This is a genomic window from Cupriavidus sp. FW216-B1, assembly GCF_058789195.1.
In genome coordinates this window covers 444,008-463,617 of record NZ_JBYTEL010000001.1, presented here as the reverse complement: position 1 = coordinate 463,617, position 19,610 = coordinate 444,008, and the positions used below count along the sequence as shown (strand labels likewise).

Annotated in this window: 21 protein-coding genes; 8 read left to right on the top strand and 13 right to left on the bottom strand. The window is 72.3% G+C overall.

The window, feature by feature from the left end:
• Window positions 1-22: 22 nt before the first annotated feature.
• Entirely contained in the window at window positions 23-1,195 is a 1,173-nt protein-coding gene (locus AC3WXD_RS01930) for an AGE family epimerase/isomerase (protein ID WP_020203572.1), read from the bottom strand.
• Window positions 1,196-1,590: 395 nt separating this feature from the next.
• On the opposite strand from AC3WXD_RS01930, the gene AC3WXD_RS01925 reads away from it, so the two are divergent.
• Complete coding sequence (locus AC3WXD_RS01925; protein WP_029043733.1) at window positions 1,591-1,863, top strand: hypothetical protein; 273 nt, start codon at window positions 1,591-1,593, stop codon at window positions 1,861-1,863.
• 73 nt (window positions 1,864-1,936) lie between these two features.
• Here AC3WXD_RS01925 and AC3WXD_RS01920 read toward each other — a convergent pair whose 3' ends face one another.
• The 7 genes from AC3WXD_RS01920 to phnG form a co-directional block, all read right to left on the bottom strand.
• Window positions 1,937-3,160, bottom strand: coding sequence for an alpha-D-ribose 1-methylphosphonate 5-triphosphate diphosphatase (locus AC3WXD_RS01920; protein WP_020203574.1), 1,224 nt, complete (start codon window positions 3,158-3,160; stop codon window positions 1,937-1,939).
• Between the two features lie 43 nt (window positions 3,161-3,203).
• Window positions 3,204-3,986 (bottom strand): phosphonate C-P lyase system protein PhnL, encoded by a 783-nt coding sequence (phnL, locus tag AC3WXD_RS01915; protein WP_020203575.1) that lies wholly within the window; start codon window positions 3,984-3,986, stop codon window positions 3,204-3,206.
• 2 nt (window positions 3,987-3,988) lie between these two features.
• The gene (phnK, locus tag AC3WXD_RS01910) at window positions 3,989-4,771 is read right to left on the bottom strand and encodes a phosphonate C-P lyase system protein PhnK (protein WP_020203576.1); all 783 of its coding nucleotides are present in this window, start codon (window positions 4,769-4,771) and stop codon (window positions 3,989-3,991) included.
• Window positions 4,768-5,724 (bottom strand): alpha-D-ribose 1-methylphosphonate 5-phosphate C-P-lyase PhnJ, encoded by a 957-nt coding sequence (locus AC3WXD_RS01905; RefSeq protein ID WP_492322913.1) that lies wholly within the window; start codon window positions 5,722-5,724, stop codon window positions 4,768-4,770. Before AC3WXD_RS01905 ends, phnK begins: the two co-directional genes overlap by 4 nt.
• Window positions 5,721-6,866 (bottom strand): carbon-phosphorus lyase complex subunit, encoded by a 1,146-nt coding sequence (locus AC3WXD_RS01900; protein ID WP_492322912.1) that lies wholly within the window; start codon window positions 6,864-6,866, stop codon window positions 5,721-5,723. Before AC3WXD_RS01900 ends, AC3WXD_RS01905 begins: the two co-directional genes overlap by 4 nt.
• Before the next feature lies 1 nt (window position 6,867).
• Window positions 6,868-7,446 carry a phosphonate C-P lyase system protein PhnH gene (gene phnH, locus AC3WXD_RS01895; protein ID WP_020203579.1) on the bottom strand — a complete coding sequence of 193 codons (579 nt, stop codon included), beginning with the start codon at window positions 7,444-7,446 and terminating at the stop codon, window positions 6,868-6,870.
• Window positions 7,447-7,519: 73 nt separating this feature from the next.
• Window positions 7,520-8,032 (bottom strand): phosphonate C-P lyase system protein PhnG, encoded by a 513-nt coding sequence (gene phnG / locus AC3WXD_RS01890; RefSeq protein WP_492322911.1) that lies wholly within the window; start codon window positions 8,030-8,032, stop codon window positions 7,520-7,522.
• A gap of 197 nt (window positions 8,033-8,229) precedes the next feature.
• On the opposite strand from phnG, the gene phnF reads away from it, so the two are divergent.
• The 4 genes from phnF to phnN all read left to right on the top strand — a co-directional run bounded on the left by phnF (window position 8,230) and on the right by phnN (window position 11,696).
• Window positions 8,230-8,964 (top strand): phosphonate metabolism transcriptional regulator PhnF, encoded by a 735-nt coding sequence (gene phnF, locus AC3WXD_RS01885; protein ID WP_059414174.1) that lies wholly within the window; start codon window positions 8,230-8,232, stop codon window positions 8,962-8,964.
• 145 nt (window positions 8,965-9,109) lie between these two features.
• Window positions 9,110-10,303 carry an alpha-D-ribose 1-methylphosphonate 5-triphosphate diphosphatase gene (locus AC3WXD_RS01880; RefSeq protein WP_492322910.1) on the top strand — a complete coding sequence of 398 codons (1,194 nt, stop codon included), beginning with the start codon at window positions 9,110-9,112 and terminating at the stop codon, window positions 10,301-10,303.
• A 20-nt stretch (window positions 10,304-10,323) separates the two neighbouring features.
• Window positions 10,324-11,058, top strand: coding sequence for a DUF1045 domain-containing protein (locus tag AC3WXD_RS01875; RefSeq protein WP_492322909.1), 735 nt, complete (start codon window positions 10,324-10,326; stop codon window positions 11,056-11,058).
• Window positions 11,055-11,696, top strand: coding sequence for a phosphonate metabolism protein/1,5-bisphosphokinase (PRPP-forming) PhnN (gene phnN, locus AC3WXD_RS01870; protein ID WP_492322908.1), 642 nt, complete (start codon window positions 11,055-11,057; stop codon window positions 11,694-11,696). The genes AC3WXD_RS01875 and phnN overlap by 4 nt, the downstream gene beginning before the upstream one ends.
• Window positions 11,697-11,742: 46 nt before the next feature.
• Here phnN and AC3WXD_RS01865 read toward each other — a convergent pair whose 3' ends face one another.
• Window positions 11,743-12,663, bottom strand: coding sequence for a LysR family transcriptional regulator (locus tag AC3WXD_RS01865; RefSeq protein WP_492322907.1), 921 nt, complete (start codon window positions 12,661-12,663; stop codon window positions 11,743-11,745).
• A gap of 125 nt (window positions 12,664-12,788) precedes the next feature.
• Between AC3WXD_RS01865 and AC3WXD_RS01860 the strand changes: the two genes are divergently transcribed.
• The 3 genes from AC3WXD_RS01860 to AC3WXD_RS01850 all read left to right on the top strand — a co-directional run bounded on the left by AC3WXD_RS01860 (window position 12,789) and on the right by AC3WXD_RS01850 (window position 16,413).
• Window positions 12,789-13,982, top strand: coding sequence for an FAD binding domain-containing protein (locus AC3WXD_RS01860; protein ID WP_492322906.1), 1,194 nt, complete (start codon window positions 12,789-12,791; stop codon window positions 13,980-13,982).
• 54 nt (window positions 13,983-14,036) lie between these two features.
• The gene (locus AC3WXD_RS01855; protein ID WP_492322905.1) at window positions 14,037-15,239 is read left to right on the top strand and encodes an alpha/beta hydrolase family protein; all 1,203 of its coding nucleotides are present in this window, start codon (window positions 14,037-14,039) and stop codon (window positions 15,237-15,239) included.
• Window positions 15,240-15,300: 61 nt separating this feature from the next.
• The gene (locus AC3WXD_RS01850; protein ID WP_492322904.1) at window positions 15,301-16,413 is read left to right on the top strand and encodes an alkene reductase; all 1,113 of its coding nucleotides are present in this window, start codon (window positions 15,301-15,303) and stop codon (window positions 16,411-16,413) included.
• A gap of 24 nt (window positions 16,414-16,437) precedes the next feature.
• Here the strand turns inward: AC3WXD_RS01850 and AC3WXD_RS01845 are convergent, their stop codons facing one another.
• The 4 genes from AC3WXD_RS01845 to phnD all read right to left on the bottom strand — a co-directional run bounded on the left by AC3WXD_RS01845 (window position 16,438) and on the right by phnD (window position 19,523).
• Complete coding sequence (locus AC3WXD_RS01845; protein ID WP_020203589.1) at window positions 16,438-16,944, bottom strand: GNAT family N-acetyltransferase; 507 nt, start codon at window positions 16,942-16,944, stop codon at window positions 16,438-16,440.
• A 1-nt stretch (window position 16,945) separates the two neighbouring features.
• Window positions 16,946-17,491, bottom strand: a complete 546-nt coding sequence (locus AC3WXD_RS01840) for a phosphonate degradation HD-domain oxygenase (protein WP_059414162.1) — start codon at window positions 17,489-17,491, stop codon at window positions 16,946-16,948.
• 67 nt (window positions 17,492-17,558) lie between these two features.
• On the bottom strand, window positions 17,559-18,350 hold the full coding sequence (phnE, locus tag AC3WXD_RS01835) for a phosphonate ABC transporter, permease protein PhnE (protein WP_020203591.1): 792 nt from the start codon (window positions 18,348-18,350) through the stop codon (window positions 17,559-17,561).
• A gap of 177 nt (window positions 18,351-18,527) precedes the next feature.
• Entirely contained in the window at window positions 18,528-19,523 is a 996-nt protein-coding gene (gene phnD, locus AC3WXD_RS01830) for a phosphonate ABC transporter substrate-binding protein (protein ID WP_020203592.1), read from the bottom strand.
• Window positions 19,524-19,610 lie beyond the last annotated feature (87 nt).

The window sequence follows — 19,610 nt, the reverse complement described above, 5'->3', positions numbered from 1 at the left end:
CAGTTGCTCGTCAACTGCACGGTCAGCCGCATGATTCGGCCAGCGCCTGGTACGCCGTGGCGAGGTGGTAAGGCGTGGTCGACGGCATCTCCGCGCGCGCCACCGTGCCGTCCGGCGCCAGGCACTCGTGCCAGCCGCCGGCGTGCAGGAAGCGCGCCGGGAACGCGCGCAGCCACGCGCGCAGGTGCGCCAGCGCGGCGGCGTCGCCGCGCACCGCGAGCGCGCGCGCGAACTCGGTCTGCGCCCAGATGCGCTGGGTGGCGTCGCGCGGCGCGCCGTCGAGATGCAGCGCGGCGGCCACGCCCATCGTCTCCAGGTCCACGCCGTGCGCCAGCGCGAAGTCGAACGCGCGCGCCAGCGACTGCGCCAGCGCCGAGCCGCCGAACAGCGCCGGCGCCGACGCCAGCAGCGAGAACCACTCGAACTGGTGGCCGGGCTCCACGCGGTTGTCCGCCGGCGCCACCGCGCCCGCCACACCCGGCGCCAGCGGCAGCTCGGCGATGCAGCCGGTGGCCGGGTCGACGAAGGCACCCAGCACGGCCGTGGCGAGCGCCTGCAGGCGCGTGGCATAGAAGCTGTCGCCGGTCAGCGCGTGGGCCGCCAGGTAGGCTTCGGTGAGATGCATGATGGGGTTCTGCGCCGGCGTGGCGGCGGGGCTGAAATCCTCGGCCAGCGCGGCGTGGTAGAGGCCGTGCGCGGTGGCGAAGCGCGCCTCGATCAACTGCGTGGTGTCCTCCAGCAGCGTGCGCGCCGCGGCGCTGCCGGTGCGCTCGGCATAGGCCGCGCACGCGAACACCACGAAGGCGTGCGTGTAGAGATCCTTGGTGGTGTCGAGCGGCTTGCCCTGCGCGTCGATACTGTAGACGAAACCGCCGCGCGCGGCGTCGGCGAAATGCCGGCGCAGCGAGTCGAACAACTGCCCGGCGTGGGCGGCATCGCCGGCGCCGGGGCCTTGCGAGAACACGTACAACTGGCGCGCGCAGGCCATCGCGCGGTAGCGGCTCGCCGGCAGCGGCTGCCGGTCGGCGCCGCCCAGTGCCTCGCAGGGCAGTTGCATGGCGGCGTTCCAGCCCGGGCCGCGCCACAGGGGAAGGACGGCGGCGTCGTAGTGCGCGCGCAGCGCGGCGACGGACGCGGCGATGGACGCCGCGGCGGACGCGGCATCGTCGGGGGCAAGGCTCGGGGTGGCATTCATGCGGATGGCGGGTCGGTAAGGCGCACCGGCGGCGGCTCGGGGCGGCGCGGATGCTGCTATGGCCGCAAATATACATCAGGGCCGCGCGCGCGCCGCCGCCGGTGCAGCCAGGTGCCGTCGCGCCGGAGTGCCGCGCGCATCCCCTTTCGGTCGCGAACGGCCAGAATCCTTGATCCTGCCGCCAGATCGCCTAACCTTACCGCGTGGCCCCCGGCATCGCGCTGCGCGCCGAGCGGCTACCGAGCCGCAATGCCGCCCCCGCCGCGGCTCCCGGGCCACATATCCTGGTCCGTGCCTGCAAGATCGCCCGGAAAGCACCCGCTTCCCGCCGGCCAGGCACCTTCGGGCCATCCGGCGCCGCCGGATACCGTGCCCACGCTCCTTGGGAGAGCGCGATGGAGAAACCGATCGTAAGCCCGTCGAGGTTCGTCGAGATACTGAACGCCAGGCTGCCCGAACATCCCCTCTACCAGGAAGGGATGCGGGTCTACGCCATCCCCAACCATTCGGACCATCCACGCAGCCTGGTCTGCGTCGGCCCGCGCGGTGTCAATGGCGTATGCGCCACGGTGGAGCTGATCGTGCGCGGCGAATGCGAAGTGGTGCCGGACATCCCCGGCGAATGGCACGCGCCGCGCCACACGGCCGGCCGCGCCGCCAGCCGCTAGCGTCCGCGCCGCTTCCCCATCCTTCTCCCCGCCTTCTTTCCCGCCTTCCGCGCGCCGCAACCCGCGCGGGCGCTCACGCCGCCACGCGCCCCTCGCCGCGCACCGGCGCCGCGCCGGCATGGCCCGCGCTCACGGCGCTGGCCGGATAACCGGCCGAGAACACCAGCCGCCCGCACGACCACGTGTGCGTGACCAGCGGCTGCCCCGCCACCGTGGCCACCGCCACCAGGTCGGCGCGCAGCCCGGGCTCGATGCGGCCGCGGTCGGACAGGCCGCAGGCCAGCGCCGGGTTGGCGCTGACCAGCGCGGCCGCCTGCGACGGCGTGAGCTCCGCCTCGCGCTCGGCGGCGAAGGCCGCGGCGATCAGCGTGGAGGGCTGGTAGTCCGAGCACAGGCAGTCGGCCACGCCAGCGCGGATGGCGTCGATGGCACGCATCGAGCCGCTCTGGCTCTGCCCGCGCAGCACGTTGGGCGCGCCCAGGATGGTCGGCAGGCCGCGTGCCACGGCGGCCTGCGCGGTCTCCAGGTTGATCGGGAACTCGCTCATGCGCACGCCCAGCGCCTGCATGGTGGCGATGCGCTGGACCGAGTCGTCGTCATGGCTGGCGGCCGGCACGCCCAGGCGCGCGGCCAGCGCCAGCAGATGCTCCACGCGCGCGAGCGCGCCCTGCTGCGCGGCGGCCTTCCTGTCGGCCGCGGCGACGGCTTCCTCGCGGCTCATGTCGTGGTTGCCGATCATGTAGGCCACGTAGGCTTCGAGCGTCTTGAACTGGCCCTGGCCCGGCGAGTGGTCCATCACCGAGATCAGGTCCACCACGCCGGCTTCGAGCAGCGTCTCCAGCACCGGCAGCGCGCTGGCGTCGGTGACTTCGTAGCGGCAGTGGATGCGGTTGTCCACCAGGCTGTGCGCGCGGAAGGCGGCCACGGTGCGCACGATCTGCGAGGCGGTCTCGTTGTTGCGCACGCCGAACTGCGTGCTGGCGAACGACAGCGCGTGGTACGGCGTGGTGATGCCGGCCGCGGCGTTGCGGCGGTCCACCTGGGCCACGGCGAAGTCCAGCGGGAACATCACGCGCGAGCGCGGCTCGGCTTCTTTCTCGATGGCATCGCAGTGCAGGTCGATCAGGCCGGGCATCAGGGTCTGGCCGCGCAGGTCGATGACCTGGGCGGCGCGCGGCACGTCGGCGGCGTCGGGTTCGATGGCCGCGATGCGGCCGTCCTCGATCAGCAGCGCGCTGTCGCTCAGCACGCCGTCGGGCAGCACGATGCGCGCGCGGGTCAGGTAGGCAGGAAGCATGGTCGGTTCCGGGTACGGGTCAGGCACGGAAAAAACGGGAGGTTCAGGCCGGCACGGCGGACAGCCGGCCGGCCGGCGCGTCGGCGCCCGCCACCGGGTGCAGCGGCAGCAGGCGCGTGGCCACGGCATCGCGCACCGCCTCGTCGTGGAAGATGCCGACCAGGCAGCGGCCCTCGGCCAGCGCCTCGCGGATCAGCGCCACCACCACCGCGCGGTTGTCGGCGTCGAGCGAGGCCGTGGGTTCGTCCAGCAGCAGCACCGGATGGCCGCCGATCAGCCCGCGCGCGATGTTCACGCGCTGCTGCTCGCCGCCCGAGAAGGTGGCCGGCGGCAGCGCCCACAGCCGGCCCGGCACCTGCAGCCGCGCCAGCAGCACGGCGGCGCGCTCGCGCGCTTCCTCGAAACTGGCGCCGCGCTGCTGCAGCGGCTCGGCCACCACGTCGAGCGTGCTCACGCGCGGAATCACGCGCAGGAACTGGCTGACGTAGCCGATCACCTCGCGCCGCAGCCGCAGGATGCGCTGCTCGGGCGCGCGGGTCAGTTCCACCCACTCGGCGTCGTCGCGGATGCGGATGCTGCCTTCGGTGGCCAGGTAGTTGCCGTACAGGCAGCGCAGCAGCGTGCTCTTGCCCGCGCCGGAGCTGCCGGCCAGCACCACGCATTCGCCGGCGGCGGCGTCGAAGTCGATGGCCTGCAGCACCGGCAGGCGCGTGCCGCCCTGGTTGTGCAGCACGAAGGTCTTGCCCAGGCCGCGCACCGCGATGCGGCGCGGGTCGCCGGCATCGGCAGCGTTGGCGGCGAGATTGGTGTCGAAGTCTTGCGTCATGTTCAGCTCTGCAGGATGGAGGACACCAGCAACTGGGTGTACGGGTGGTGCGGGTCGTCGAGGATCTGGTCGGTCAGGCCGCTTTCCACCACGCGCCCGCCCTGCATCACCAGCGTGCGGTGCGCCAGCAGGCGCGCCACGGCGAGGTCGTGGGTGACGATGATGGCGGCCAGTCCCAGGTCGGCTACCAGGCCGCGCAGCAGGTCCAGCAGGCGCGCCTGCACGGACACGTCGAGCGAGGCGGTGGGCTCGTCCATGAACACCAGGCGCGGATGCGTGACCAGGTTGCGGGCGATCTGCAGGCGCTGCTGCATGCCGCCCGAGAAGCTGGCCGGCGCGTCGTCCAGGCGGCCGAGGTCCAGCTCCATGCGCTCCATCCAGGTGCCGGCCACCTGGCGCAGCTCGCCGTAGTGGCGCCCGCCCACCGCCATCAGGCGCTCGGCGATGTTGGCGCCGGCGCTCACGCGCATGCGCAGGCCGTCGCGCGCGTTCTGCCGCACGAAGCCCCAGTCGGTGCGCGCCAGCAGCCGCAGGCGCGCGTCCGACAGCGTGGCGAGGTCGGTCAGGCCCTGCTCGCGGGTGTCGTAGCTGACGCTGCCCGCCTCGGGCGCGGCCTGCCACGACACCGCCTGCAGCAGCGTGCTCTTGCCCGAGCCGGATTCGCCCACCACGCACAGCACCTCGCCGGGGAACAGGTCGAAGCTCACGTCGTGGCAGCCGTGCACGCCGTCCCAGGTGCGGGTCAGGCCGCGCACGGACAACAGCGGCTGGTCGGTGCGGCTCATGCTGGCTCCTTGCTGGTGCTGGTGCTGGTGATGCCGGCGCTGTCCGCGGCGTTGGCCGGGCCGGTCAGGCCCTGCTCCTGGCGCGTGGCGCAGTATTCGGTGTCGGAGCAGACGAACATGCGCCCGCCCGCGTCGTCGATGATGATCTCGTCGAGATAGCTGTCGGTCGAGCCGCACAGCTCGCAGCAGCCGGCCCAGGTCTCCACCGCGAACGGATGGTCGTCGAAGTCCAGGCTCTTGACGCTGGTGTACGGCGGCACCGCGTAGACGCGCTTCTCGCGCCCCGCGCCGAACAGCATCAGCGCCGGGCTGTGGTCCAGCTTGGGGTTGTCGAACTTGGGGATCGGCGAGGGCCGCATCATGTAGCGCCGGTTCACCATCACCGGGTAGTCGTAGGTGGTGGCGATGCGGCCGTGGCGCGCGATGTCCTCGTACAGCTTGACGTGCATGGCGCCGTATTCGGCCAGCGCGTGCATGGTGCGCGTCTCGGTCTCGCTCGGCTCCAGCCAGCGCAGCGGTTCGGGGATAGGCACCTGGAATACCATGATCTGCCCGGCCGCCAGCGGCGTCTCGGGGATGCGGTGGCGGGTCTGCACGATGCTGGCCTCGGCGGTGCGCTCGGTGGTGCGCACGCCGGTGACGCGGCCGAAGAAGCGGCGGATGTTGATGGCGTTGGTGGTGTCGTCCGAGCCCTGGTCGATCACCTTGAGCACGTCGTCGCCGCCGATGACGGAGGCCGTGACCTGGATGCCGCCGGTGCCCCAGCCGTAGGGCAGCGGCATCTCGCGGCTGCCGAACGGCACCTGGTAGCCGGGGATCGCCACCGCCTTGAGCAGCGCGCGGCGCAGCATGCGCTTGGTGGATTCGTCGAGGTAGCCGAAGTTGTAGTGCTCGTCGCGCACCACGGCGTCGGGCGCGGCATTCTCGTTGGGGGTCGTGCTGGCGTTGGTCATGATGCGAGTGCCTCCTGCGCTTGCGGGCCGTCCTGCGCGGGCCGGGCGTCCGCTTCGGGCCCGGCCGGCGCGGCCTGGGCGCGCTCGGCGCGCAGCCGGCGCAGCAGTTCGAGGTTGGTCTGGAAGTCCACGTAGTGCGGCAGCTTCAAGTGCTGCGTGAAGCCGGACGCTTCCACGTTGTCGCTGTGGTAGAGCATGAACTCGATGTCGTTGGCGGGCGCGTCGGCGGCCTCGCCCAGTTCGGCGGCGCGCATGGCGCGGTCGGCCAGCGCCATCGACATGGCCTTGCGCTCGCCGTAGCCGAACACCAGGCCGTAGCCGCGCGTGAAGCTCGGCCCTTCCTGCGCGTTGCCGGCGAACTGGCTGACCATCTGGCACTCGGTGACTTCGACCTCGCCGATGGTCACGGCAAAGCCGAGCTCCTCCACGAACAGCTCCACCTCCGCCTGGCCGTAGCGGATCTCGGCCGCGAACGGGTGCGAGTTGCCGTAGCCGCGCTGGGTGGAATAGCCCATCGACAGCAGGAAGCCTTCGTCGGCGCGCGCCAGGTTCTGCAGGCGCGCGGGGCGCGCCGCCGGCAATGCCAGCGGCTCGCGCGTCAGGTCGGGCGGGGCCGGGTCGCCGGCCGGCACGGTCTCCGGCTCGATCAGCGATTCCTGGCGCAGCAGGTCGGTCACGCGCGGCATGCGCGCTTCCAGCGTCGCCTGCGCGGGCGGCAGCGGCGCGGAGTCGCGCTCGGCCTCCAGCGTGAAGTCGAGCAGGCGCTGGGTGTAGTCGTAGGTCGGCCCGAGCACCTGCCCGCCCGGCACGTCCTTGAAGGTCGACGAGATCCGGCGCTGCAGGCGCATGGTGCCGGTATCGAGCGGCGCGCAATAGCCGAAGCGCGGCAGCGTGGTGCGGTAGGCGCGCAGCAGGAACACGGCCTCGATCAGGTCGCCCGCGGCCTGCTTGATGGCCAGCGCGGCGAGGTGCGGGTCGTACAGCGAGCCCTCGGCCATCACGCGCGACACCGCCAGCGGCATCTGCTCGCGCACCTGCGCCAGCGTCAGCTCCGGCACGGCGCGGTCGCCGCGGCGGTAGTCGTCGAGCATGCGATAGGAATTCAGGATGGCGCGTTCGCCACCTTTGACGGCTACGTACATGTCAGGCCTCCACCTGGGTGGTGCGCGGCAGCGCGCTCAGGGCGTGGCCGCTGGTCAGCAGCACGTCGACGCCGAGCGGGAAACGCGCGTGGTTGTCCCGCCACTGGGTCCAGAAAGCGGCGGGCAGGCCCTGCGCGCGCAGCGTGGCCTCGTGCTCGATGCCGGGGCCGCGCAGCGTCGCCGCCGGGCCGTCCGCCAGCGAGGCCACTTCCAGCAGCAGCGTGGCGGAGCGGTCCGGGTAGGCCGGATCGCCCTGGGCGCAGTCCGCGAGGTCCGGCGCGGCATGGCCCGCCGGCACCGCCACGAAGGCCGCCCGCGCCACCTCGTCCACCAGCGGGCAGCCGCAATGGAAGCGCAGGAAGGCGCGCACCGCCGCGGGCGTGCCGGGCGGCAGCCACAGCGGCGTGTCGGCGTCCACCAGCGTCAGCAGCAGCGCGCTCAGCGCCGGCGACAGGCCGTGCGGCACGCCGCAGGGCTCATGCAGCTCGCGCACGCTGCCGGGACGCGACATCGCGTCCAGCGCGGCGCGGAAGGTGCGCTGCGCCGACGTCACCGCGTCGTCGAAGCCGGGCAGCAGCATCGCCGCGCCGGCACGGCCCGCGGCCGCGTTGTCACTACCTGCCGCCGGGGCGGCAATCGCTTGGCCTGGCATCTCAATCCTCTCCACGCACCATCGTAAAAAACTCCACCTTGGTCTGTGCCGCCACCGCCGCCTGCCGCGCGTCGCGCGCCGCGCGCGCCTGCGCCAGCGGGGCGACCACCGCGGCCTGCACGCGCTCGTGCCAGCCGGGCAGCTGCAGCAGCGCGTCCAGCACCGCGATCTGTTCCGCCTGGCGGTGGGTGCGGCCCTGCACATAACCCACGCCGACCACGCCGCCCTCGTCCGACGCCATCGTCACCGCGCAGCGCGTGACGCTGACTTCGCCCAGGTTGAACTGCGCGCCGGCGCCGCCGGCACGGCCGCGCACCATCGCCATGCCGCTCTCGGGCTTGCGCAGCAGCCGGTGGGCGGGCAGCGTGCCGAGCTCGCCGAAGGCTTGTTCGAGCGCTTCCGGCGCGGCCAGCGCCAGCTCGCGCAGCCAGGCGGCGCGCGCCGCCTGCTCCGCCGCGAGGCCGCGCGGGGCGCCGGCGGTGCGTTCGGTATCTCCGGTATCGGTTCGATCCATCTGTACATCCCCTATACGTCTATACGTTTAGATGTAGAATACCATCCACCGACCGAACTAGACCACAGACAGATGAATCTTTCATGACGGCCCGCCAGCTTGTCCGGATCGACGCACGCGGCGCGCCGTTGAGGCACAATCGCATTCCATTGAAGCATGCCGATGATGAACGCTGGATGACGAAGGGACGGGAAACGATGCTGGAACAGGAAGTCGAACGGGGTTCGGGAGTCGCGGTGTGGCGCCAGATCGGCGAGGCCCTTGCGCTCGACATCCGCAACAAGCTCTACGAACCGGGCGAGCGCCTGCCGCCGGAGCCGGAGCTGGCCAGCCGCTTCGCCGTCAACCGCCACACCATCCGCCGCGCGATGGGCGAGCTGGAGCAGAACGGGCTGGTGCGCATCGAGCAGGGCCGTGGCACCTTCGTGCAGGAGCACGCGATCGACTACGCCATCGGGCGGCGCACGCGCTTCTCGCAGAACCTGGCCAGCCAGGGCGTGCGCGGCCACGTCGAGGTGATCGAGTCGCAGACCCTGCGCGCGCCCGAGATCGCCAAGCACCTGGGGCTGGCGCGCAACGCCCCGATCCTGCGCGTGCAGATGCTCGGCAAGGCCGAGGCGCGCACCATCGACGTGGCCGAGCACTACTTCGACGCGGCGCGCTTCCCCGAGCTCGAGGCGCAGTTGCGCGCGCGCCAGTCGATCTCCAAGGCGCTCGCGCATTTCGGCGTGGCCGACTACACCCGCAAGTGGTCGCGCATCACCGCGGCCATGCCGACCGCGCCGGTGGCGCGCCAGCTCAACCAGCCCAAGACGCGGCCCATCCTGCAGGTGGAAGCGCTCAACGTCGATACCGCCGGCACGCCGCTGCACTACAGCGTGGTGCGCTTCGCCGGCGACTGGGTGCAACTGACCGTGGCCGACCAGGACTGAGAGGCCCGCACAGGAAAACCGGCGCCGCCGGGCGCCGGGCAGCCGCATCGTTTTCCAGGCCATTGCCGCATCATGCGATGGCCGCCCGAGCAACAAAATTGGTCTAGACATCCGCTTGTCATCTGACCACGCTAAGGTCGCCAGCATGGATACCACTCTCGCCCCTCATCCCACTCTCGCCGGCCTCAGCGGCCGGCGCGTCCTCACCGCCGGCGGCATCGCGCCGGCCAGCCTGGCGTTCCGCGACGGCTGCATCGGCGCGCCCGGCGCCGCCGGCCCCACGCTCGACGCCGGCGACCTGCTGGTGCTGCCCGGCATCGTCGACATCCACGGCGACGCCTTCGAGCGCGCGGTGATGCCGCGCCCCGGCGTCAGCTTCCCGTACGCCGGCGCGCTGTTCGACGTGGACCGCCAGCTGCTGTCGCACGGCATCACCACCGAGCTGCACGGCGTCACGCTGTCGTGGGAAGGCGGGCTGCGCGGCGAGGCCTATGCCGAGCGCATGTTCGACGGGCTGGAGCGCATGCGCGGCGCGCTGGGCGCGCAGCACCACGTGCACCTGCGCTTCGAGGCGCACCACGTGGGCGGGCTGGACACCGCGCTGGCGTGGATCGCCAGCGGCAAGGTGCGCTTCCTGGCCATCAACGATCACCTGCCGATGATGCTCCGGCGCATGCAGGACACGCGCAAGCTCGCCGGCTACGCCGAGCGCGCCGAGTGCGACACGGCCACCTTCCGCGCTCGCCTGGAGCAGGCCGCCGCGCGCGCCGGCGAGGTGCCCGCCACCGTGGCCCGCCTGATCGCCGCGGCGCGCGCGGCCGGCCTGCAGGTGGCCTCCCACGACGACGGCGACGCCGCCACGCGCCAGGGCTTCCACCAGCAGGGCTGCCTCGTCGCCGAGTTCCCGCTGACCGTGGACGTGGCCCGCGCGGCGCGCGCGCTGCGCAACCTGACCGTGTTCGGCGCGCCCAACGTGGTGCGCGGCGGCAGCCACACCGGCGCGCCCGACGCCACCGAGATGATCGCCGCGGGCCTGTGCGACGTGCTCGCCTCCGACTACTACTACCCGGCGCCGCTGCAGGCCGCCTTCCGCGTCGCCCAGCTCGGCGTGCTGCCGCTGCCGGCCGCGTGGGACCTGGTCTCGCGCAACCCGGCCCGCGCCGCCGGCCTGACCGACCGCGGCACGCTCGGCCCCGGCCTGCGCGCCGACGCCATCCTGGTCGACGACCGCAATCCCGCCCTGCCCCAGGTCTGCGCCACCATCGTCGGCGGCGTCGTGCACCACGCCACGCGCGCCTTCCCGCTGCAGCAAGCCGGCGGCGAGCGCCGCGCCGCCTGACCCCACGCCCGCCCAGCCCGATGCAGCCGCCCGCCTACCGCTACGCCATCTACCTCACTCCCGCGGCGCCGTGGCGCGACCTCGGCGCGCGCTGGCTCGGCCGCAGCGCCGAGACCGGCGCCCCGGTCGAGCGCCTCGCCGGCGATGCGCGCCTCGCGCGCTGGACCGAGGCGCCCGCGCACTACGGCCTGCACGCCACGCTCAAGGCGCCGTTCCGCCTCGCGCCCGGCCGCACGCCCGCCGCGCTCGACGCCGCCCTGCGCGCGTTCGCGCTCGACCGCCATCCGTTCGCGGTGCCGCTGGCGCTGCGCAACCTGCGCGGCTTCCTGGCCTGGTGCCTGGGCGACGACCACGCCGCCAACGCGCGCATGCACGCGCTGGCGGACGCCGCCGTGCGCGAGCTCGACGCATTCCGCGCCCAGCCCACCAGCGCGGAAATCGCGCGCCGCAAGCCCGACGCGCTGCAGCCCGAAGCGCGCCGCATGCTCGCAGCCTGGGGCTACCCCTATGCGTTCGAGACCTTCATCTTCCACATCACGCTCAGCGGCCAGCTCGACGCGGCCGACCAGGCCGCCGCCACCGCGCTGCTGCAGGCGCACGCCGGCCACCTGCTGGCCACGCCGATGCCCGTGCGCGACGTGAGCCTGTTCGTCCAGCCCGCGCCCGACGCGCCGTTCGTGGCCGCGCGCCACTACGGCTTCGACGGCAGCACCGCCGACGCCGCCGGCGCGGCCCTGCTGGAGGAGGCGGCATGAGCGGCGGCATCAGCGATGTCACGAGCGATGTCACAAGCGACGCCGGCCGCCAGCTGGTCTACCTGATGGGCCCGTCGGGCAGCGGCAAGGACTCGCTGCTGCGCGCGCTGCACGAGCGCCTGCGCCCCGGCGAGCGCGTGGTGATCGCGCACCGCTACATCACGCGCGCCAGCGGCGCCGACGAGGCCAGCGTCGCCATCACGCCGGCCGAGTTCGCGCGCCGCGCGGCGCTGGGCTGCTTCGCGCTGCGGTGGGACAGCCACGGCCTGCATTACGGCATCGGCATCGAGCTCGACCACTGGCTGGCGCGGGGCCTGTGCGTGGTCGTCAACGGCTCGCGCGAATACCTCGCGCAGGCGCACGCGCGCTACCCCGGCCTGCACGCGGTGCAGGTCGGCGTGCGGCCCGAGGTCCTGGCGCAGCGCCTGCGCCAGCGCGGCCGCGAGGACGAAGCCGACATCGCCCGGCGCCTGGCGCGCGCGGCCGAGCCGTTTGCCGTGCCGGCGGGATGCCGCTTCACCGAAATCGACAACAGCGGCAGGCTGGAGACGGCGGCGCAGCGCTTGCTGGAAGTCGTGCGGGAAGCGCAGGAAGGCGCCGGCGGAGACACCGGGCTGCCGGCCGCGCGGCGCGCCTGAATGTCACGCAGTGGCGGCGGCGCGCGCCCGGCCGCCACCGCGCCATTCAGGCGTTGCCCTGCCGGTCCCAGTACGGCGGCGCGCCGAAACGCTCGATGAAGAAGTCCACGAACGCGCGCACCTTCTGCGAGGCGCGCCGGTTCGGCAGGTAGACCGCCTGGATCGCCCCGCCCGCGCCCAGCCCCGCCTCCCAGCCCGGCAGCACGGCGCGCAGCCGGCCGGCCTCGATGTCGGCGCCGACCAGCCAGCTCGGCATCAGGATCAGCCCCATGCCGCCGATGGCGGCCTCCCGCAGCATCTCCGAATTGTTCGCGCGCAGGCTGCCGCCGACGCGCACCGCCTCGTCCGAGCGCCCCGAGAAGCGCCAGATGCTGCTGCCGCGCGCGTAGGAGAAGGTCAGGCAGTCGTGCCCGGCCAGTTCGGCGGGCGCCTGCGGCTCGCCGCGCCGGGCCAGGTAGTCCGGGCTCGCGCACACCAGCCGCCGGTGCGGCGCCATCCTGCGCGCCACCAGGCTGGGGGCGTCGACGCTGCCCAGCCGGATCGCCAGGTCCAGCCGCTGCGCCACCAGGTCGACCACGTCGTCGGTCATGGTGAGATCGAGCCGGATGCCGGGATACATACGCGCAAACTCGGGCAGCGCCGGCGCGATGTGCAGGCGCGCGAACGCCACCGGCAGGCTCGCCCGCAGCAGCCCGCGCGGCGGCCCGGCGGCCTCGCCGGCCTCCAGGTTGGCGCTCTCCAGGTCGCCCAGGATGCGCACCGCGTGCTCCAGGTAGCTCTCGCCCACGCTGGTCAGCGTCACGCTGCGCGTCGAGCGGTTCAGCAGTTGCGTGCCGAGGCTGGCCTCCAGCGCGTCCACCTGCCGCGTGACCGACGACGTGGCCAAGCCCATGCGCCGCGCCGCGGGCGCGAAGCCGCCTTCCTCGATGACCGCCACGAAAGCCTTCAAGGCAGCGAATGTGTCCATGCACGGGGTCCGGTTTATCGTTGCGTACAGCGCAACACACCTACCGAACCTTACCCGATTATCAGCGCCGTCGCTACGGCCTAAAGTGAGGGCGTCAACACCACCACCGCACCCCGGAGCCGACCATGCCAGCCTCCCGCCCCCAGCCTCCCCGCCCCGAGACCCCGTCCCGGCGGCGCGCGCTCGTCGTCGGCGGCTCGCTCGGCGGCCTGTTCGCCGGCAACCTGCTGCGCCGCGCCGGCTGGGAGGCCGACATCTACGAACGCTCCCCGCGCGACCTCGACAGCCGCGGCGGCGGCATCGTGCTGCAGCCCGAGGTCGTCGAGGCCTTCCGGCTGTCCGGCGTGACGCTGCCGGACAGCGCGCTGGGCGTGGGCTCGCAAGCGCGCGTGGTGCTGCGCCCCGACGGCTCGGTCCAGAGCCGCCGGGACGCGCCGCAGACGCAGACCTCGTGGTCGCTGATCTATTCGACGCTGCGCCAGGCGTTCGGCGCGGCGCACTATCACCAGGGCCGCGCGCTGGCCGAGGTCCGCCAGCTTGCCGACCGGCGCGTCATGGCGATCTTCGAGGACGGCACGCAGGCAAGCGCCGACCTGCTGGTCGGCGCGGACGGCGGCAACTCGCGCATCCGCCAGCAACTGTGGCCGCTCGCCCAGCCGTCCTACGCCGGCTACCTCGCCTGGCGCGGCCTGCTGCCCGAGGACGCCATGCCGGCCGTCGCCCGGGAGGCGCTGCATGGCGACTTCGGCTTCGCCAACAACCGCGGCTCCCATATCCTCGGATATCTCGTGCCCGGCCCGGGCAACGACACGCGCCCCGGGCACCGCCTCTACAACTGGGTCTGGTACCGCGTGGCCGGCGCCACGCAACTGCGCAGCATCATGACCGACGCAACCGGGCGCCAGCGCGGCCACGCCATTCCCGAAGGCCTGCTGGCGCCGGCGTGGCGCGAGCACGTCTACCGCGAGGCCGACGCGCTGCTGCCCGCGCCGTTCCGCGCGGTGGTCAGGGCCACCGCGCAGCCCTTCGCCCAGGCCATCCGCGACCTCGCGGTGGACCACATGGTCGACGGCCGCGTGATCCTGCTGGGCGACGCCGCCTCGATTCCCCGCCCGCATACCGCCGCCAGCACCTCGAAGGCCGCCGCCAACGCCATCGCGCTCGCCGCCGCCCTGCGCGCCTTCCCGGACGACCCCGACCGCGCGCTGGCTAGCTGGGAGCCGCAGCAGGTGCTGCTGGGCCAGCGCCTGCGCGACCACGGCCGCGACATCGGCCAGCGCCTGCTGTTTCATGCCGCCCATCCCGTCGGCGTAGGCTAGCCGCCCACGCGCCACACCCAGGTCTTTTTTCCACCCAAGCCAAGGAGCCATGCCATGAAATTCCTCTTCGACGACGAATCGTTCTCTTTCGAAACCCTGCGCACCGCCGGCTTCGCCAACTACGGCGGCGCCGATCTCGGCGAGGTCATCGTCACCGCGCGCGCCATTCCCGAAGGCGACGAAGCCGCCTGGCTGAAGCAGTGGGAAGCCACCGCCGACCGCGTGGCCCGCATCGGCGAAAACGCGCTCGCCGCGGGGCACCGCGTGAGCGCGCGCGAAGCGTTCCTGCGCGCCTCCAACTACTACCGCACGGCGGAGTTCTTCAAGCGCGCCGCGCCCGTGGGCGACGCCGACGTCGCGCGGCTGTCGGGCCGCTCCACGCAGACCTTCATCCAGGCCGCGCAACGGCTCGACACGCCGTTCGAGATCGTCGAGATCCCCTACGAGGGCACCACGCTGCCCGGCTACCTGTTCCTGGCGGACAGCACCGGCGAGCCGCGCCCCACCGTCATCTACAACAACGGCTTCGATTCGACGCAGGAAGAGTCGTACGTGGCAATCGGCGCCGCGGCCCTGCGGCGCGGCTACAACGTGCTGGCCTTCGACGGCCCCGGCCAGGGCGCGGCGATCCGCGGCGCCGGGCTGCCGTTCCGCCACGACTGGGAGCACGTCATCACGCCGGTCATCGACTTCGCGCTCACGCGCCCGGAAGTCGACCCCGCCAGGATCGCCCTGTTCGGCTACAGCCTCGGCGGCTACCTGGTCGCCCGCGCGGCGGCCTTCGACCACCGCCCCGCCGCGATCATCCTCGACGACGGCATCCTGGACTTCCACGCCGCCTTCGAGCACATGCTGCCGCCGTTCCTGCTGGACTGGATCGGCGCGCACAAGGACGCCGAAGCCGACGCGGTGCTGCGCATGCTGATGCTCGCCAAGACCGGCGCGCGCTGGGCCATGCAGAACGGCATGTGGACCTTCGGCACGTCCTCGCCCAGCGAGTTCGTACGCCTGACGCGGCGCTACACGCTCGCCGGCGTGGCCGGCGACATCCGCGCCGCCACGCTGGTGCTCGACGCCGAGAACGACCAGTTCCTCAAGGGCCAGCCCCAGGCGATCCACGCGGCGCTGAACGCGCCCAAGGCGCTGGTGACGCTGACCGAGGCCGAAGGCGCCGGCGAGCATTGCCACATGGGCGCGATGTACCGCGCCCACCAGACCATCTTCGACTGGCTCGACGACACCCTGGCCCGCGCCTGACCCCTGCCGCAGGCTGCCGTGCGCCGCGCGGCGGCACCCCCTCACCCCACGGAGCAAGACCATGAACCAGCACCTCTTCCGGCCGATCGCGCTCGGCCCGCTCACCCTGAAGCACCGCGTCGTCATGGCGCCGCTGACGCGCTCGCGCGCCGGCCAGCCCGGCGACGTGCCCACCGCCATGAACGCCGAATACTACCGGCAGCGCGCCGGCGCCGCGTTCATCGTCACCGAGGCCACGCAGATCTCGCGGCAAGGCCAGGGATATGCGTGGACGCCCGGCATCTACAGCGACGCGCAGGTCGAGGCCTGGCGCGCGGTCGGCGACGCCGTGCACGGCCAGGGCGGCACCATCTTCATGCAGCTCTGGCACGTCGGCCGCGTCTCGCACCCGATGTTCCAGCCCGACGGCGCGCTGCCGGTCGCGCCCAGCGCCCTGCCCGTGCCGGGCAAGACCTTCATCATCGACGAACAGGGCAAGGGCGCCTGGGGCGACATCCCGGTGCCGCGCGAACTCACGGTGGAAGACATCGGCGCCATCGTCGCCGACTACCGGCGCGCCGCGCGCAACGCGATGCGCGCCGGCATGGACGGCGTGGAGATCCACGCCGGCAACGGCTACCTGCTCGACCAGTTCATCAACAGCAGCAGCAACCACCGCCAGGATGCCTACGGCGGCAGCATCGAGAACCGCGCGCGCCTGCTGCTGGAGGTGGTGGCAGCCGTGACGGACGAAGTGGGCGCCGGGCGCGTCGGCGTGCGGCTCACGCCGATGGGGCGCTTCATGGGCATGGGCGACGACACCCCGGAGGCCACCTTCGGCCATATCGCCAGCCGGCTCAACGACTGGAACCTGGCCTATCTCCACCTGGTGGAGCCGGCCATCGCGGGAACCGTGAAGGATGAGAACGCCGACCCGCGCCGCGACGCCATCATCGGCCAGATGCGCGCGGCCTATCGCGGCGTGCTGATGCTGGCCGGCGGCTACGACGGCGAGGCCGCCGAACAGGCGCTGGCCAGCGGCCGGGCCGACCTGATCGCCTTCGGCCGCCTGTTCATCGCCAACCCCGACCTGCCCGCGCGCCTGCGCGGCGGCCACCCGCTCAACACGCCCGACGCGGCCAGCTTCTTCGGCGGCGACAGCCGGGGCTACACCGACTATCCGGCGCTCGGCTGAACGGCAGGCGGACCGGCTGGCGGCTCAGCCTCCGGCCAGGTCGATGCTGAAGCTGATGCCGTGCTCGCGGAAGCCGAGCCGGCGGTAGAACTGGTGCGCCTGCAGCCGGCGCCCGTTGGACGACAGCGCGAGCTTGTCCGCGCCGGCCTCGCGCGCCAGCCGCATGGCGGCATCCATCATGGCCGAGCCGACGCCGCCGCCGCGCGCGCTCTGCGTGACCACCACGCCTTCGATGACGGCCTCGTTGTGCCCGGCGTGCACCAGCACCGGAAACACCAGCAGGCTGAAGGTGCCCAGCGCCGCGCCGCCGGCATCGCGCATCAGGTAGCAGCGGTAGTCGGGCACGGCCCGCACGCGGGCGAACAGCGCGCGCATGCGCGGCAGCGGCAGCGGCGCCTCGCCGTCCATCTCGGACAGCAGCGCGGCCACCTGCGCCAGCTCGGCGTCGGTGCCGGTGACTTCGTGCAGCGTCAGCGCGCCCGGCGCGGCGGACACGACATCGCCCCGGCCCGGCGCATTGTCCTCGGCCATGTCAGGCTGCCTGTGCCGGCCGGCGCAGGCAGCGCGCCACGATCGGCAGGTAATGTTCCAGCGGCGGCGTGGCGAGGCCGACCACCTTGGCGAGATCGTCGTAGCGGCGCAGGCGCACCGCCTCCGCGCCGTGGGGCTGCGCGAGGAAGGCTTCGGCCTGGGCCGCGTCGAACGGGCCGCCCTGCAGCGCCAGGCTCTGCTGCGAAGCCGGCGACAGCGCGGCCTGGTAGCCCGGCTCGATGGCGCACAGGTAGCGCTTGGCGGCCACGTGCAGGCGGACCGGCTCGGTCACGGCCGGGCCGAAGCCGACCGCGAGCAGGTCGGCGCCGACTTCCTGGTGGCGCATGTCGGTGGTGCTGTCCTCGGCCATCACGAGGTGGCCGAGGTCGTGCAGCAGGCTGGCCACCACCAGCGGCTCGGGGTCGCCGGCCTGCTCGGACAGGTGGGCGCATTGCAGCGCGTGCTCGGTCTGGGTGATGGCTTCTCCGCCGTAGTAGTTGGCGCCGTGGCCGGAGAAGAGGATTTCGATGCGCCTGAGGATGGTCATGAACTGATGTGTCGAGTGGAAAAGCCGGCGTCTTCCGGGTTGCGCGCCGGACGTGGTGGCGTCGCGCTCAGACCAGCGCCTTGCGGATCTGGGCGGACAGCACGTCGATGCCGGTGACGAAGATGACGATGATGATCATCACGGCGCAGGTCTCGGCGTACTGGAAGCTGCGGATGATCTCCCACAGCACGGTGCCGATGCCGCCGGCGCCGACGATGCCCAGCACCGAGGCCGAGCGCACGTTGGATTCGAAGCGGTACAGCGCGAACGAGATCCACAGCGGCAGCACCTGCGGGATCACGCCGTAGACGATTTCCTCCAGCGCGTTGGCGCCGGTGGCGCGCACGCCCTCGACCGGGCGCGGGTCGATCGACTCGGTCGCCTCGGAAAACAGCTTGGCCAGCACGCCGGTGGTATGCACCCACAGCGCCAGCACGCCGGCGAAGGGCCCCAGGCCCACCGCCACGATGAACAACATGGCGAACACCATTTCGTTGATGGCGCGGCAGGCGTCCATCACGCGCCGCATCGGCTGGTAGACCCAGCCCGGCACGATGTTGGCCGAGCACGCCAGGCCCAGCGGCACCGCCGCCACCACGGCCAGGAAAGTGCCCCAGATGGCGATCTGCACCGTCACGATCATCTCGTCGAGATAGATGCGCCAGTCGCGGAAGCTCGGCGGGAAGAAGTCGGCGGCGAACTTGCCCATGTTGCCGGAGTCGCGCAGCAGGTCGAGCGGGCGCATGTCGGCGCCCTGCCAGGACAGCGCCAGCAGCGCGAGCACCACGGCCCACACGAACAGGACTGGCAGGCTGGTGCGCGGCGGACGGGCGGCGCGGGGCGAGGTGGCTGGGATCATGGCGGGGTTGGCGGGACGATGCATAAAGACAAGAAAACCGGAAGCCCGGAAAGGCGGGCGTGAGTACTGCGGCGCCGCCCGGGCGGCCCGCCCCGGTTCTGCGGGACGGGCCGCGCGCGGCGGCGCGGCTGCTGCGGTACGGCTGCTACGTTGCTGCGGTGAAGCTGGCGGTGGCGCTTACTGGGCGCTGGCCGCGGCGACCTTGTCCAGCTCGGCCAGCTTGCGGCTCACGTCGGCCAGGCGCTTTTCCTTGTCGGCGCCGGCCAGCGTGGTGTCGGACTCGATCTTGGCCTTTTCCTTGGCCAGCTCGATCTGGCGGATCGGCACCAGCTGCGCGTCGGTCGAGGCGCGGAAGCCCTGGTACGTCAGCGGGGCCAGGTTGGCCTTCTCGCGGGCGGCGTCGGCGCCCTTGCCGTAGTTGACGAAGAAGGTCTTGATCTTGAGCTTGAGGTCGGCCGGCAGGTCCTTGCGGTAGACCAGCGGATCGGCCGGGATCAGCGGCGACTTCCACAGCACGCGCACCTGGTCGTAGGCGTTCTTGCCGGTGTTGATGCGATAGCGCTCGAAGTTCTCGGTGTTGTTCACCGCCACGTCGACCTGCTTGTTCAGCACCGACAGCAGGTTGGTTTCATGGTTGCTCACGCGCACGGTCTTGAACAGCGTCTTCGGCTCGATATTGCGCGCGCCCCACAGGTAGTGGCCCGGCACGGCGGTGCCGGAGGTCGAGTTCGGGTCGCCCGCGCCGTAGCTCAGCGACTTGCCGTTCTTGATCACGTCGTCGACCGACTTCAGGTCGCTGTCCTTGTTGACGATCAGCAGCGACCAGTAGCCGGGGTTGCCGTCCTTGTCGATCACCGAGGCGAACACTTCGCCGTTGGCGCGGTCCACGGCTTCCATCGCCGCCTTGTTGCCGTACCACGCGACCTGCACCTTGTTGAAGCGCATGCCTTCGATGATGCCGGCGTAGTCGGAGGCGAAGAACGGCTTGACCTGCATGCCGAGCTGCTTGCTGAGGTCGTCGATCACCGGCTGCCAGGCCGACTTCAGGTTGGAGGAGGTCTCGGTCGAGATAAAGCCCATCGTGATGGTCTTGCCTTCCTGGGCAAGGGCGGGCAGCGACAGCGCGCTGGCGGCGCCGGTCGCGATCAGGGCAACAAAGGTTCTGCGCAGCATGTAAAGGCTCCGGGAGAAAACGGGATTGAGGCTGGGTTGGGATTGCTTGCGGTAAGACTGGCGAAAGCGCTACGGGAAAGACATCGG